Origin of the sequence: Alteromonas sp. LOR (assembly GCF_000753865.1) — a bacterium.
In the GTDB taxonomy this organism is placed as follows: Bacteria; Pseudomonadota; Gammaproteobacteria; order Enterobacterales; family Alteromonadaceae; genus Alteromonas.
The window spans coordinates 93,636-109,237 of the sequence record NZ_JQFW01000056.1 but is presented as its reverse complement, the minus strand read 5'-3'; the positions used below and the strand labels follow the sequence as shown (position 1 = coordinate 109,237).

The following is a 15,602-nucleotide window of genomic DNA, read 5'->3' as shown; positions in this document are numbered from 1 at the left end:
ATAAGCAAATGATTAGACAACGTACAATCAAGCATCCGGTTCAAGAAACCGGCATTGGGCTTCATAAAGGGGAAAAGGTCACGATGACTCTCCGGCCTGCGCCTGCGAACACGGGAATCGTGTTTAGGCGTGTTGACCTTATCCCTCATGTTGATATTCCTTCTCGCGCCGACGCGGTAGGGAACACCATGCTGTGCACGTGTTTAAATAACGAAGACGGTGTGACAATTCAGACCGTTGAGCATCTTGCTTCTGCTCTTGCTGGCTTAGGCATCGACAATATCATCGTTGAAGTTGACAGTAACGAACTGCCAATCATGGATGGAAGTGCAAGTCCGTTTGTATTTCTGCTTCAAACGGCGGGTATTGAAGAATTAAATGCACCTAAGCAGTTTATCCGTATAAAGAAACCGGTGCGCGTAGAAGATGAAGACAAATGGGCTGAGCTGGTTCCTTATGACGGCTTCCGTGTAGATTTCAAAATCGACTTTGACCACCCCGTTATTAGCCAAACCCGCCAACACATGGTGATGGATTTTGATTCGTGCTCTTACGTTAACGAAGTTAGCAGAGCGCGCACATTCGGTTTTATGCGCGATCTTGAGTATATGAATGCGAATAACCTAGCATTAGGTGGCAGCATGGAAAACGCTGTGGCCCTTGACGAGTTTCGCGTGTTAAACCCTGAAGGGTTGCGCTACGACGATGAATTCCTGAAGCATAAGATTTTGGATGCTATCGGTGATTTGTACCTTGGCGGAAACAGCTTAATCGGCGAACTGAGAGCGTATAAAACCGGTCATGGTCTAAATAACAAGCTGCTGAATGCACTATTAGCACAACAAGATTGTTGGGAGTTCGTGACGTATGACTCTCAGGAGTCCGCGCCAATACGCTACGCACAACCCGTATTAGCATAATTTGAAAAAGCCGCCAACTTGGCGGTTTTTTTTCACGTGGCAATCGTTTCAATAAATGATAAAGTAAGCCGATAATTTACAGAATTCCGTCTCGACATTAATAATAAAGCCCTAGGGAATTAGCCTAGCGCGCAAAGAACACGTTCGAGTGTGAAGTCCAATTCCGTTTTGTGGTATGAAGTTAACAATTACACTAGCAGGTAAAAATACACGCTATCGGCACAGTATCAGTGTCCGTACGCTTGTGAGCGCAACTGTGCTCACATCTATTTTTATGCTGGTGTCGAGCCGTTCAACAGAGTCTGTTCCTGAAGACGTTGCTCGGGTTCGCTTAGCTCAATCACAAGTCGATGGCGCTAAAGAAGACATCAACGCGCTAAAAAATCAAACCACGACAAAATTAAAAGCACTGCTCTCACGTGTGGCCGAACTCTCGGCACAAGCAACCATTCTTGACGAGCAAGGCAAACAAATTGCAACAGAATTAGGTATGTCAGCGGCTGACCTGGACGCTTTCGTACCGGTATCGATACCAGACAACATCCAAGCCGACCCCATCCTCAATGAGATAGCCAAGCTAGAGCAATCACTCGATTTGAAATCGCAACAGCTAGCTATGCTTGAAAGTTTGGTTCGGGGTCACCATATCCAAGAGCAGAGTCGATTATCTGGTCGTCCGATTGCGTCGGGATGGTTGTCATCTTATTACGGTATGCGGGCCGACCCGTTTACTGGCGAATCAGCTATGCACAAAGGGCTGGATTTTGCTGGAGAGGCGGGTGTAGACGTAGTGACAACAGCTGCAGGTATTGTTACCTGGGCAGGTGATCGCTACGGTTATGGCCAACTAGTAGAAATTGATCATGGAGATGGATTCGTTACCCGCTATGGGCACAACGACACACTGTCTGTTTCCATCGGTGATGTGGTTACCAAGGGACAACCTATCGCTAAAATGGGCAATACCGGTCGTTCGACTGGCGCTCATGTTCACTACGAAGTAATAAGAAACGGAAAACAAGTCGATCCTCTACCTTACGTAAGAAAAAAATAAAGGTAGCAGCCAGGTAAGTAGGGTAATTCCTGCGTCAATATAAAGTGCATATTTTAACAGTGTTAATCACTACAAATCGCATTTTATGTGAAAATCGCAAGGCAATGTCACATGGTGGCTTCAGTCTTATACAATTAATTTTTGCTGTACCTTTGGTATGGCGTCTCGACAAGTAGTGGAATAAAAAAGCTAATGTTTTCAAGCATCCTTAGAAAAGTATTCGGAAGTAGAAACGACCGTCTATTAAAAAAATTACGTAAAAACGTAGATGCCATCAATGCACTGGAAGCAGAGTATGAAAAGCTTTCTGATGAGGCGCTAAAAGCAAAAACCGACGAATTTAAAGCGCGCATTGAAAAGGGTGAAACCCTAGATGCGTTGCTAAATGAAGCGTTTGCGACGGTGCGAGAAGCCAGTAAACGCGTATACGGCATGCGTCACTTCGACGTGCAAATGTTGGGCGGTCAGGTACTGCATCAAGGCAACATTTCAGAGATGCGTACTGGTGAAGGTAAAACGCTAACTGCAACCTTGCCTACCTACTTAAATGCATTATCGGGTAAAGGTGTTCACGTTATTACTGTGAACGACTACCTTGCCAAGCGTGATGCGCAGTGGAGTAATCAACTGTTCAACTTCTTGGGCATGGAAGTCGGTTGTAACGTGCCGGGCATGTCATCAGAGGAAAAGCGCAAAGCCTACCAAGCTGATGTGACTTACGGTACGAACAACGAATTCGGTTTCGATTACCTTCGCGACAACATGGCATTTAGTCCCCAAGACAGAGTGCAGCGTCCACTTAACTACGCAGTAGTGGATGAGGTTGATTCCATTTTAATTGACGAAGCGCGGACGCCTTTGATCATCTCCGGCCAAGCTGAAGATAGTTCAGAGCTCTATCGCAGAATCAACGTGTTAATTCCTCAACTTGTACAGCAAGAAAAGGAAGATGAAGAAGGCCAAGAGGGTGATGGCGATTACACCATCGACCTTAAAGCCAAGCAGATTCACTTAACTGAGCGCGGGCAACTGCATGTGGAAGAAATTCTTCAGGAAGAAGGCGTGCTACCAGAGGGCGAATCACTATTTGCTGCGGGCAATATTTCACTGCTGCACCATATTAATGCTGCACTGCGTGCCCACAAGCTATTTACTAAAGACGTAGATTACATTGTTAAAGAAGATCAGATTGTTATTGTTGATGAACACACTGGTCGTACGATGGATGGGCGTCGTTGGTCTGAAGGTTTACATCAAGCGGTAGAGGCGAAAGAAGGCGTACGCATTCAAAACGAAAACCAAACGCTTGCTTCAATTACTTTCCAGAACTACTTCCGCATATACAACAAATTGGCGGGTATGACAGGTACGGCAGATACAGAAGCGTTTGAATTTCAGCATATTTATGGCTTAGAAACCGTGGTTGTTCCTACCAACAAGCCAATGCAGCGCAAAGACATGGCTGACCTTATCTACCTAACCGCTGAAGAAAAATACGAAGCGATAGTAGAGGACATAAAAGACTGCGTGAAACGTGGACAGCCTACCTTAGTAGGTACAGTATCAATTGAAAACTCTGAGCTTATCTCGCGTATTCTTAAAAAAGCGAAGATTCCGCACAAAGTACTGAATGCCAAATTCCACGAGCATGAAGCTGACATAGTGGCACAGGCGGGTAAAACGGGTGCCGTAACTATTGCGACTAACATGGCCGGTCGTGGTACCGATATTGTATTGGGCGGTAACTGGCAGGCTGAAATTGAAAATATTGAAAATCCTACCGACGCTCAGGTAGAGAAAATTAAATCAGAGTGGAAAATAAGACACGACGAAGTACTCGCTGCTGGTGGTTTACATATCATTGGTACCGAGCGTCATGAATCTCGTCGTATCGATAATCAGCTTCGCGGACGTTCAGGCCGTCAGGGTGACCCTGGTTCAAGTCGTTTCTATCTATCGTTAGACGACGCGCTTATGCGCATATTTGCCTCTGAAAAAATGGGCAACATGATGAAGCGTTTAGGCATGGAGCGTGGCGAGGCTATTGAACACCCTTGGGTGACGCGCGCTATTGAAAACGCACAGCGCAAAGTGGAAGGTCGTAACTTCGATACCCGTAAACAGCTTCTTGAATACGATGACGTGGCTAACGATCAGCGTAAAGTTATTTACGAGCAGCGTAACGAACTACTCGATGAAGGCGATATCAGCGAAACAATTTCTGCTATCCGTGAAGACGTTATCACGAGCGTTGTAGACGAATACATTCCACCGCAGTCTCTTGAAGAAATGTGGGACGTGAAGGGCTTAGAAGAACGCTTGAAAGCAGACTTCGCTGTGGATTTGCCGGTGCAGTCATGGTTGGAAAACGATGACAAGCTTTATGAAGAGAAGCTTCGTGAACGCATTCATGGTGAAGTAGTAGGTGCTTACACAGTGAAAGAAAAAGTAGTAGGGCCTGAAGTGCTACGTCAGTTTGAAAAAGCGGTAATGCTACAAAACCTAGACAGCCACTGGAAAGAGCATTTGGCGGCTATGGACCATCTTCGCCAAGGTATTCACTTACGTGGCTATGCTCAGAAGAATCCAAAGCAAGAGTACAAGCGAGAATCCTTCGCGTTATTCTCACAAATGCTAGAGACCTTAAAAGTTGAAGTTATTACCATTCTTGCCCGCGTAAAAGTACAGGCAGAAGAAGACGTGCAAAAAGTGGAAGAGCAGCGTCGCCAAGCCGATGACGTACCTAAAAACTTTGAGCATCAAGATGCTTCTGAAACGCAGCCAGAAGAGGCCAGTAATACGCCACGTACTGCCGTAAGAAATGGCCCTAAAGTAGGCCGTAACGATCCGTGCCCCTGTGGTTCGGGTAAGAAGTATAAGCAGTGCCACGGTAAATTAAGTTAATGAAAGTGGTACATGTTGCCGTGGGCGTTGTTGCCCGCGGCGATGATATCTTTACCACCCTTCGCGCAAAAGACGCTCACCAAGGCGGGAAATGGGAGTTTCCCGGTGGAAAAGTGGAAAGCGGAGAAACGGTTACTGAGGCACTTAAGCGAGAGCTTGCCGAAGAGATTGGCATAGACGTGCTATCTAGCGAGCCGTTAATACTTATCGAGCATGACTATGGCGATAAGCGCGTAAAACTAGATGTGCATCGCGTGACGCAATTTACCGGCGAGCCCCACGGCAAAGAAGGGCAGTCTTCACGCTGGCAGTCATTGAGTGACATTAACAGCGATGAATTCCCTGCGGCGAACAAACCCATTATACAAGCTTTAACACTTCCCTAACCTCTTTTTCGTAATGAACGTCATACAAATGTCGTTCAGTTACGCAAAAACTCAAAAATTTTCTTTTCAAACTTTCTCTTATTAGACGAAAGATAATTGACGTTTTTTCAATTGTCAGCGTTTTACATTTTATCTTGCAGATCAATATTTTACTTTTATGTGACATTAGTGTCATTTGTGTATTCTGCTCGTTTTTTCGAAATCTCTGTAGCGGGATCATTTTCTTAGTTCGTTATTTCTATACTTTAGTATTTTGATTTATACCTAAATTATTCAGAAAGTCGCTGATAGTAAATGTGTATCTATTCTGAACCGTACTGAGGTAACCCATGGCACTCAAAAAAAACACCGAGCAAAGCTCTGCCCCCACCGTTAATGTTGACGCTAGAATGAGGAAACAAGCGGAAGATGCACGTAAAAAGGCACGCACGCTAGCGAGGCAACAACAAGCAGCTGAGCGGATTGCAACGGCAACAACTGAGCTTGCAAGTGGAATCAACGAATCATCGAGTGCTACAGATCAACTCTCAACTGCGGTTAGTGAAATATCGGCTGGAGCAGAAGAGTCAAGTAGTGCAAGCCAAGAAAGTTTGGCAGCTATCACTCAAATTGCGGGCGGTTTAACAGAGCAAACTGAGCTATCTACCGCGACGTTGGGTAAATCCAACGAGCTAGAGAAATACATTGAAAGAGTGGTTAATGATTTGGCGATTATTATGTCAAGCGTAAAGGTGGCATCTGAAAATCAATCACGTTCTGTTGTAATGATGAGTGAATTAGAGCAGCAGGCCTCCAACATTGGCGAGGCGGTCAAACAAGTGACTCGTATTGCTGACCAAACTAATCTTCTTGCGCTCAATGCAGCAATTGAAGCGGGGCGAGCTGGTAAGCACGGAAAGGGGTTTGCGGTTGTCGCTGACACGGTGCGTGCTTTGGCAGAAGTATCTGATAAGAGTGCATCTGAAATTGCAAAGCAAATCGAGTCTATTCAAATGCAGTCGAACCAAGTTTCAGACTCTGTTAAATCATCCTCTGAGTCAGCACTGGAAGAAGTAAAAAAAGGAGAAACAGTTACTTCGCAGCTCAGTACGATAAAAGAGGATATGCAAGCAATTTCGAATGGTGCTTATGAGCTTCAAGCTCAGGTTAAATCAATGGAACATGCTGCAACAGAAATTCAGACTGCTTCAGAAGCAATATCGTGCGCAGCGGAAGAGCAGTCATCAGCGGCCCAAGAGGTTTCATCTAATGTCGCTGAACAAAGCGCTGCACTGACCCAAGCAGAGCAAGCCGCACAATCGCTCGAAATCATAACCGAGGAGCTACGCAATAGCACGGACATTAATAAAAGCGCAGAAGAAGTCGCCTCCTCTGCTGAAGAACTATCTGCGACTCTCGAAGAGATCAGTCGGTCATCAACAGAAATATCAACCGCTCTTACTCAGGTTAACAACGGTGCTCAGCAAGCTGCAAGCGCGGTTGACCAGGCGGTAGGTAACATTGAAGTTCTGCGAGAGGGTGTGGATAAAGCCTCTTCACAATGTGATACAGCTTTAGAAAAAGGTGAATCCATTTCTGTCTTACTCGCAACGAATAAAACACTTATCGAAGAGATGGTGTCGGGAATTGATATCGCGCTTGAAACCAGCAAAGAAAATGTCTCATCCATTTCTACCATGGAAGCAATGACCCGACAGATCGATAAAGTTATAGACACTATTACCACAGTATCCGTGAAGACTAGCATGTTAGCGGTTAACGGTGCTGTGGAAGCTGCAAGAGCGGGCGAATTTGGAAAAGGCTTTGCTGTCGTTTCTTCCGATATTCAAAGTTTAGCAGATGAAGCGGCGGAAAACGTAGAGCAAATCAAAGACTTAATAAAAGCCATTCAAGATCAAACAGTTAAAGTCAAATTTGACCTTACTAATGTTGCAGAAAACGCATCACGAGAAGTTCAAAAAGCACAGCAAACAATGAAGGATGTGGAAAAAATCAGTATTGATATTGGCGAAATTATTAAGTTCAACCAAGGAATGAAAGACAGTGGGCAGGAAATATCAGCGGGGGTAACACAAGCGCAAAAAGGACTCGAGCAAATTGCTACTGCCAATGAACAGGCCAGCAGTAACTGTCAGCAAGCACTTGTGGCTGCTGAGCAGCAGAGTAGGGGAATGGAGTTACTCGCTAAGTCCATTGAAGAAATTGCATCAGTAGCTGATGAAATGCAAAACGGCTAGTTGAATTGGTTAATAGAAATCGGTCATTAAGATGTGGTTTGTGCAAAGTGGTCAAAACGAAGCGGTCGAGATGAGGAGGCAGTGATGAGTATAACCGAACAAGTTCACACTGATAGCGCAGATGTTGAAAAACAATTTGTTTCTTTTTTAATCCAAGAAGAATGTTTTGCATTCCAAATGGTATCAGTCGGAGAAATCATCAGAGTTCCAGTTTTGGTATCTGTCCCATTAGGTCCGCCTCAAATGCAAGGACTGGCAAATCTGAGAGGAAATGTGCTGCCAGTTTACGATCTGTCAATGATTTTACTTAGCACGCCTTCAGCGGTATCCGATGTGAATCGCGTTATCGTAGTTGATACAGAGCTTGGGAGTATTGGTTTCCTTGTAGACAGAGTTCTCAAAGTGTACAGCGTGCCAAGCAATTGCGTGGTCGACAGCGATAGTAAAAAGATAGCTGTGGCTTACGACTATTTAGACGGAATTATAAAGCAAGCAGACAGGCCTGTTGAGCAAATTCTGAATGTGTCTTCCTTAGCTAAAGCACAATCAATAGCAAAAGTAGAATCGCAAAATGCCACCCTTTCTCACTTTGCATCAGCTGACAGTAAGGCCAGTATTGAAGAAGAGGCAGATGACTTGCAGCAACTTGTCTGTTTTTCGCTGGATGGTCAAGACTTTGCCCTGCATCTACAGGACGTGCAAGAAATAGTGCGGGTACCAGATGTCATGTCGCAATTACCCGATAGCCTACCTTGTGTTTTAGGGCTTGTTAATCTCAGGGGGCGAATTATTCCTATTATCGATCTTGCGTCGACCATACACATGAAAAGTTCTCAAATTAACGATGCAAGCAGAATTGTGATCATACATAGCGCACATTATGGAAGTATTGGCTTCGTTGTCGCTAAGGTAAGCAACGTCATGTCAATTTGCAGTAATGAGATGGAGCCTGTTCCTAGTGTTTGTAACGATGGCGCAGAGTCTGGCTTCCTTGAAGCGGTTTACCGACGAGACGGCGGTAAAAGTTTAGTTTCAATAATTTCGTTGGAGAATATTTTCATGCGTTCATTATCACATACGCTAAATACCATGGAAACCGATCTTATAGGAGAGGATAACGTGACCGAGGTTAAGCAAGACTCGGCGGGCGAAGACGACTATGAACAGTACGTCATATTCTGGATTGAGGGACAGGAGTATGGCGTTAGTATTGAAGACACACAGGAGATAACTCGTGTTCCAGAGAAGCTGGAGAGTGTGCCAGGCACTCCTCACTACCTGAAAGGTATTGTTAATTTAAGAGGTACAGTCTTACCTGTTATCGATTTGAGAAGCCGTTTAAATCTGCCTTCGTCGCAAAGCTGTGAGCGTCAGAGGATTGTTGTACTGACGAAAAATAAGTTACGTACAGGTTTCATTGTAGACAGCGTTGTTGAAGTAAAAACCGTGGTGCGAAATGCGATTGAAAAAGCACCTTCCTTATCAGATTCACAAAGTGAATTTTTAAACAGGTTAATAAAGCTCAGCGATGAAAAACGCATTATCCAACTTATCGAGCCTAGCGTTTTGCTTCACGACAAAGCTGTAGAAACTGCCCGTGGTTAAACATTTTATCGCTTGAGAGGTCAAGAAATGCCCATTAAAGTTCTTATCGTCGATGACTCCGCTCTTATGCGTAAACACTTCTCTGGCCTATTCATCAGGGAGGGGTTTGTGGTTGACATAGCGCGCAACGGAGAAGAAGCACTGAACAAAGCCGTTGAGTTTCAACCAGACTGCATTACGTTAGACATCAATATGCCCGTGATGGATGGGATGACATGTTTAGCTATTTTGAAAGACTTATACTCTTGCCCAATCATTATGGTTTCATCGCTCACTCAAAAAGGTGCGTTTGTCACCTTAGAAGCGCTCACCTTAGGCGCCGCCGATTTTGTACTAAAAACTGGCGGAACCGTATCACGTGATATTGCAGATATAGAAGCTTCGCTGATTGATAAAGTCCATGCTCTGACGAACGCTGTTAAGCCAGTAAGATCAATTCGAAAAGTAAATTCAGCTGCAGCCCCTGTCCCGCAGAATACATCTTCAAACCGGCAGGTGGATGTCGTGCTTATTGGAGTTTCAACGGGCGGTCCAAAAAAATTGGAGGAAATATTAACTCAGCTTTCACCACATTTTCCGGCACCTATCGTTATTGCTCAGCACATGCCTGCTTCATTTACTAGCGCACTAAGCAATCGGTTGGATGGAATTTGCCCACTTCCTGTCATGGAAGCCGGCAATAAAACCAAATTGAAGCGCGGCTGCGTGTATATAGCAAAGGGGGATTCGGACGTCGTATTCTCAAAATCAGGCCAAGACATTTTTATTAGGCCGGTTCCATCTAGCCCTTCTTTTCTGTGGCACCCGAGTGTAGATCGCATGGTTGAGTCAGCACTTTCCTGCTATGAGCCGATGAATATGCTTTGTGTCCAACTCACCGGAATGGGGTATGACGGGGCGCAAGCTATGAGTAAAGCGTTCAAAGGTGGGGCTATAACGATTGCCGAAAGTGAAAAGTCTGCAGTGGTGTTTGGCATGCCTAAAGAGTTAATAGAGGCTGGATGTGCCAGTTTTACCCTTGATAGCCATCATATTTCCGGAAAATTGAACGCACTGTGCAGCTGAGGGGATTCGAATGGGATTGAAAAAGAAAAATGAAGTTAGTTTTGAAACTGAATCGAGCGAGTCAGAACGCCGTGCAACAGCCAGAACTTACGAACAGTTAATTCGCGATTTATCCTCATGCGACATAGAGGTCAGACGCTGGGCAATTCGTGATTTAAGGGCCAGTGGCACTTCGGACGAAGTGTTCATCGAACGGCTTCATAAAGAGACTGACGTTACTATTATTGAGGCGCTATTCTCTGCTTTAGACAGGAAGTTTTCGTCAAAGACAGCAAATGGGATGCTTGATTTGCTCAAATCAGAAAACGTTCAGGTTCGAAATGGAGCTATAGAACTTTTTCAGCTCAATCCTGTTGAGTTCGCTTCTCAAATTGACAATATCATCGATGATAACGATCCAGATTTACGAATTTTCTGTGTCGATATTATTGGCGCTGTTGCACACAAAGAGGCTACAAACTGGCTACATGAAATTGCACTAACGGATACAGACATAAATGTTGTAGGAACCGCATTAGACAAACTCACAGAGGTAGGCGACGGCACAACGTTGGAAGTATTACCATTGGTTGCTAAACGACATGCTGGTAATACGTACATAGAATTTGTCATCAATATTCTTTATCAACAGCTGGGTTCAGCTGATGAATAGTCCATCATTAGACAAAATTTCAACAGCAGATTTTGAGCGCTTCCGCTCACTGTTTTATCGAAAAACAGGTATTCACTTTGAAGATGGGAAGCGTTATTTCGTTGATAAACGGCTCTATGAACGAATGAAAGTCACGGGGCATACAACATTTAAAAGCTACTTTACGTTCATGCGATTTCAGGCAAGCGGTGATGAATTTCAAAACTTGGTGAATGCCATGACAGTCAACGAAACTTACTTCTTTCGTGAAGACTATCAGTTTTCTGCCATGACAAAACATATAATGGACGAGCTTGATAGTATACGTCAGCCTAGTGAAGATCTCAGAATTTGGTCGGTTCCTTCTAGTACTGGCGAAGAGCCTTATTCTATCGCAATTCAATTACTTGAATATTGGAAAGGAATATCACATCGAGATGTAGAAATAATCTCTTCAGATATCGATAGCAAGGTATTGCAAGCCGCACAGAAAGGGCTCTATTCAAAACGCTCGGTACAAAATATTCCAGTGGATATTCAAAGAAAATACTTTGTAGAAAACAACGGGCAATTCCAACTAATTGAAGATATTCGCGATTCTGTTTCATTCACTCTCGCCAACATTTTATCTTCAAGCAATATGAAGCAGTTTCGACATTTTGATCTCATATTTTGTCGGAATTTATTGATTTATTTCGACGATGACTCACGCAAGCGAGCCGCACAAGTTTTGTACGATGCTATGAAGCCAGGGGGGTATATTTTTCTCGGTCATTCTGAGTCGATGAGTCGCATATCGTCTATGTTTAAAATTAAAAGATTTGGTGATGTGATTGCTTACCAAAAACCTATGACAGGGGGTGAGTGAGATGAAGAATATAATGATTGTTGACGACGCTACTACAGTTCGTATGTTTCACAAAGGCGTCATTTCTTCTATAAACCGTCACATAGAAGAGGCTGAAAATGGGGTAGAGGCATTAGAGAAAGCGCTTAAAGCTCCTATTGATCTGTTCTTAGTTGATATCAACATGCCAAAAATGGACGGGTACCGACTATGCCAAGAAATCAGACAACGTGACGAGCTACGCTCATCCACAGTTATCATGATAAGTACAGAGTCAGCGAAGCAGGATGAGGAACGGGCCTATAGAAGTGGTGCAAATTTTTATATGTCAAAGCCTGTAGACAGTGAACAACTCAAAGTGCTTGTTGCGGCTATATTAGGGGATGCGGTATGAGTGAGCTTCTAGATGTATTTATTAATGAGTCGAGAGAAAATCTAGAGTCAGCAAGTCGAGGCCTTTTAACTATACACTCCTCGAGCTCCCACAACGGTATCATTGACGGTATTTTTAGAGACATCCACACAATTAAAGGCTCTTCTGATCTTTTCGATATTAAACCCCTCACCGCGTTAGCGCACGCCGCAGAAGATTTGCTTGATTGCCTACGAGCGAGTGAAGTCGTTTATACCGAAGAAATTGGTGACCTTCTATTAGAGGTGCTAGATCAAATATCCTCGTGGTTCGATGAGCTTGAACTCGGTACTGAAAACATGAACGAATGGAGACCAGTTTCAGTAAAACTAAGCGATTCATTGCGTGCATTCATTAGTGCAAACAACGCAAAGGGCACCAGCGATGAAGAGGCGCCGCACCCCGACTCATTGACTTCTGTAAATGTTATTGGAAATACAACGAGTGAATCATCTAGCGCTGGCCCATTCAATAGCACTATCGGTACATTCACGTCCAAGTTTTCATCAAGTTCGGCAATCACTCTTTTGGCAAAAACGCAAAGTGAAAACCTGTATTTCATAGACTATCAGCCAGATCACGACTGCTTTTTTCGGGGCGAAGATCCGTTCAATGTCTTAATCACAATGCCTGGTTTATTGGGCTTCAAAGCAGCAGTTCCACTTTTAACAAGCGAAAGCGATATTTATCAGAGTGCTCTCTCTTTTATTGCCATCGGCGAAGCGGATATAAGTGAAATCGATAGCCATATGGCATATTACGAGGGACAGTATCACGTATCGCACATCTCTCGCTGCGAATTAGCATTGTCTTTTGCCGCTGAAATAAGAGACGCTGTCGAGAAACTTGCGAATGAAAGTCTCCTTATTGCGATTGAAGATGGTGAGTTGGAGCAGATACAAAGTATTGCCGAAATACTGCAAACCTCGGGTAATCACGACCCTATCACAAATGCAGTGCTCTGCTATTTGGCAAAAGGAAATGAGTACCCTGCTAATTCGCCTCAAGCCCATATGCAAGATAGCCTGAAGCTAGAATCTAATCAGCTTACAGACAATAAGCACGTTAAATCTGTCAGCCTCTATGAAGTCGAGCTATTGCAACAGCAGCGCAAATTACTTGACGCAGAGTATTACAATCGCGAGCTTATGCTCCCTTCACTAGCGAACCTAACGCAACAATTGCTGAGTCGTTTTGCAATTGAATGTGATTTGACCTGTGAGGAGAGCATACGAAATGCGATAGATCGCGCCTTGTCAGTGGCTAGCACCGCTTTAGAGAATTCGCAACCAGAGAACGACAGTAATTCAATAAATGTTGATTCGCATAACAGGCACGCTTCTTCTATTTCACCCTCTGAAGAAATGGCTAAATCAGAACGCCACGTCGTGAAAATGCTCAAAGTCGATCAAGAAAAAATTGATTATCTCATGGATATCGTTGGTGAACTGGCTGTCGCAAAAAATTCTTTACCCTACTTAGCAAAGCAAGCTGAAGAAGAAGGGGGAAGTAAAGTGTTGAGTAAGCAGATTAAGTCTCATTTTTCCATCGTGAATCGTTTAACTGAGTCGTTACAAAGTGCTGTGCTTCAGATTCGTATGGTGCCAGTATCTCATGTTTTCGAACGGTATCCTCGTTTGGTGCGTGACCTTGCTAGAAAGCTTAATAAAAAAATTGAGTTAGTTATGAGTGGAGAGGATACAGAATTCGACAAAAATTTAATCGAATCACTGTCTGAACCGCTTATTCACCTGCTGCGAAATAGCATTGATCATGGTATTGAGCTTCCAGATTTGAGGATACAGCAGGGTAAAGCGGAAAAAGGAAGAATAGATCTTATTGCTACTCCGCTTGATGATAGCGTTGTCATTGAAATTCGCGATGACGGTAAAGGAATTGACCCTGAAAAATTAAAAATACTTGCCTTCCAAAAGGGCATCATCACTGAGCATCAGCTAGAAACAATAAATGATGAGGATGCGCTTCAACTTATTTTTGCTCCGGGATTTTCAACCAACGAAGAGGTGTCTGATTTATCGGGACGTGGAGTTGGCATGGATGCTGTTCGCACCATGGTCAATCAGGCCGGCGGAAAGATTGAAATGAGCAGTAAGCTCGGTATTGGAACCACATTTAAACTATTGCTGCCTCAAACCATGTCGGTAAACCACGTGATGATGTTTGAAGTCGCCGATCAAATGTTCGGTGTCAGTATGGACGCGGTTGTGGAAACTGTAAAAGTGCATCGAAGTGAAGTTCAACGAATTCGCAACCAGAATGTACTTGTTATCCGCGATAAGTTAATCCCTCTGTGTGAACTGCGTTCGGCGCTTGGTTTTGAAAATATTGAAAATGGAGAAGAGTGTTCTATCTTGATCGTTAGTTCTCCTACTGGCGAGCATGGACTAGTGATAGATAAATTTCACGAGGGAATAGATGTTATTCAAAAGCCTTTAGAGGGAGTCCTGTCTGGCTATTCCCATTTTTCAGGTACAGCACTACTAGGCGATGGGCGTGTGATGCTGATTGTAAATATTCAGGAGATACTTGCATGCCATTAGTATTGAAGAAAAAAGTGGCGGTGCTCTGTGGACACTGCGAAATAGAGGAAGCAGAAAGCTTGTTTAATTGGCTGCAGGAGGCCTCTGGACGTTCGCTTAATTTAAAAGAGCTGACCTCCGCACATACAGCTATCTATCAGGTGATCTTAGGGCTCCAACCTACGATATCGATAATGCCTGAGGACACTTCACTCTTTTGGTTTAAAGAACTATTAACGCACGATTCGAAAGAGGTTTGGCTGTGATGCGGGTTATAACGGTCGCAAATAGAAAAGGTGGGAGTGCTAAAACGACTACTGTTGTAAACCTTGCTTATGGTCTTGCGACTAGGGGGCAACGTGTATTGGTACTAGACCTAGACAATCAAGGGCATGTGCTACACGGATTCTCTCAAGGCGAGCAAGGCCCTATTTCGCCTGCTTTCCCAATTGCGCATTTTTATAAACAACTTGTGGCTGTGCACCCCAATATTGATATCACAGAAGTGAACAATACAAGTGCCGATATTGGAAGCCAGATACATTTGCAAGCGGTAAGAGAGTGGTGTGATGATTCAAGATTGTGCGCACGCTACGACGTGATTCTTATTGATACCCCACCAACGCTCAATGCTCAGCTAATGGCTGCATTAGCGGCTGCGACAGAAATCGTTATACCCGCGGCTCCATTGCCGCTTAGCTCCGATGGTGTAGATAAACTGCTTTTTGCTTGTTTAAAAGCGGTGTCAGAAAGAAAGTTTAGAGCAAAAAGCATAAAGCTACTCCCTGTCATGGTCGAGAAAAACGTGAGGCTTCACCGCCTAACGCTCAACCAATGGAGAGAGAGATTTGGGAATGCAAAGGTATTTTCCCCTATTTATAAGTGCATCAAATTGGCGGAAGCATTCAGTACCAATAAGCCAATAAGTGAGTTTGCCCCTAAATGTCGGGGAGCGAAAGACTATGACGCACTGTGTAACGCCATGATTTCAGAGTAACAAC

The 15,602-nt window shown here is 44.1% G+C and carries 13 protein-coding genes; all 13 read left to right on the top strand.

The genetic code is table 11. The features are described from left to right. Nucleotides 1-8 precede the first annotated feature (8 nt). The 13 genes from lpxC (at nucleotide 9) to JV36_RS0115890 (ending at nucleotide 15,598) form a co-directional block, all read left to right on the top strand. Complete coding sequence (lpxC, locus tag JV36_RS0115950) at nucleotides 9-920, top strand: UDP-3-O-acyl-N-acetylglucosamine deacetylase (RefSeq protein ID WP_032097469.1); 912 nt, start codon at nucleotides 9-11, stop codon at nucleotides 918-920. Between the two features lie 175 nt (nucleotides 921-1,095). Beyond that, the gene (locus JV36_RS0115945) at nucleotides 1,096-1,974 is read left to right on the top strand and encodes a M23 family metallopeptidase (RefSeq protein ID WP_032097470.1); all 879 of its coding nucleotides are present in this window, start codon (nucleotides 1,096-1,098) and stop codon (nucleotides 1,972-1,974) included. 192 nt (nucleotides 1,975-2,166) lie between these two features. Then, nucleotides 2,167-4,878, top strand: a complete 2,712-nt coding sequence (gene secA, locus JV36_RS0115940) for a preprotein translocase subunit SecA (RefSeq protein ID WP_032097471.1) — start codon at nucleotides 2,167-2,169, stop codon at nucleotides 4,876-4,878. Beyond that, nucleotides 4,878-5,264: an 8-oxo-dGTP diphosphatase MutT gene (gene mutT, locus JV36_RS0115935; RefSeq protein ID WP_032097472.1), complete on the top strand. Its 387-nt coding sequence runs from the start codon at nucleotides 4,878-4,880 to the stop codon at nucleotides 5,262-5,264. Before secA ends, mutT begins: the two co-directional genes overlap by 1 nt. Before the next feature lie 329 nt (nucleotides 5,265-5,593). Beyond that, nucleotides 5,594-7,501, top strand: a complete 1,908-nt coding sequence (locus JV36_RS0115930) for a methyl-accepting chemotaxis protein (protein ID WP_032097473.1) — start codon at nucleotides 5,594-5,596, stop codon at nucleotides 7,499-7,501. A gap of 84 nt (nucleotides 7,502-7,585) precedes the next feature. Beyond that, entirely contained in the window at nucleotides 7,586-9,106 is a 1,521-nt protein-coding gene (locus JV36_RS0115925) for a chemotaxis protein CheW (protein ID WP_032097474.1), read from the top strand. Nucleotides 9,107-9,133: 27 nt separating this feature from the next. After that, nucleotides 9,134-10,171: a chemotaxis-specific protein-glutamate methyltransferase CheB gene (gene cheB / locus JV36_RS0115920; protein ID WP_032097475.1), complete on the top strand. Its 1,038-nt coding sequence runs from the start codon at nucleotides 9,134-9,136 to the stop codon at nucleotides 10,169-10,171. Nucleotides 10,172-10,181: 10 nt separating this feature from the next. Then, on the top strand, nucleotides 10,182-10,823 hold the full coding sequence (locus tag JV36_RS0115915) for a HEAT repeat domain-containing protein (RefSeq protein WP_032097476.1): 642 nt from the start codon (nucleotides 10,182-10,184) through the stop codon (nucleotides 10,821-10,823). Then, on the top strand, nucleotides 10,816-11,670 hold the full coding sequence (locus tag JV36_RS0115910; RefSeq protein WP_032097477.1) for a CheR family methyltransferase: 855 nt from the start codon (nucleotides 10,816-10,818) through the stop codon (nucleotides 11,668-11,670). The genes JV36_RS0115915 and JV36_RS0115910 overlap by 8 nt, the downstream gene beginning before the upstream one ends. A 1-nt stretch (nucleotide 11,671) precedes the next feature. Further along, nucleotides 11,672-12,043: a response regulator gene (locus tag JV36_RS0115905; RefSeq protein WP_032097478.1), complete on the top strand. Its 372-nt coding sequence runs from the start codon at nucleotides 11,672-11,674 to the stop codon at nucleotides 12,041-12,043. After that, nucleotides 12,040-14,622: a chemotaxis protein CheA gene (locus JV36_RS0115900; protein WP_032097479.1), complete on the top strand. Its 2,583-nt coding sequence runs from the start codon at nucleotides 12,040-12,042 to the stop codon at nucleotides 14,620-14,622. The genes JV36_RS0115905 and JV36_RS0115900 overlap by 4 nt, the downstream gene beginning before the upstream one ends. Then, on the top strand, nucleotides 14,613-14,867 hold the full coding sequence (locus JV36_RS0115895; RefSeq protein ID WP_032097480.1) for a hypothetical protein: 255 nt from the start codon (nucleotides 14,613-14,615) through the stop codon (nucleotides 14,865-14,867). Before JV36_RS0115900 ends, JV36_RS0115895 begins: the two co-directional genes overlap by 10 nt. Further along, nucleotides 14,867-15,598: a ParA family protein gene (locus JV36_RS0115890; RefSeq protein WP_032097481.1), complete on the top strand. Its 732-nt coding sequence runs from the start codon at nucleotides 14,867-14,869 to the stop codon at nucleotides 15,596-15,598. Before JV36_RS0115895 ends, JV36_RS0115890 begins: the two co-directional genes overlap by 1 nt. Nucleotides 15,599-15,602 lie beyond the last annotated feature (4 nt).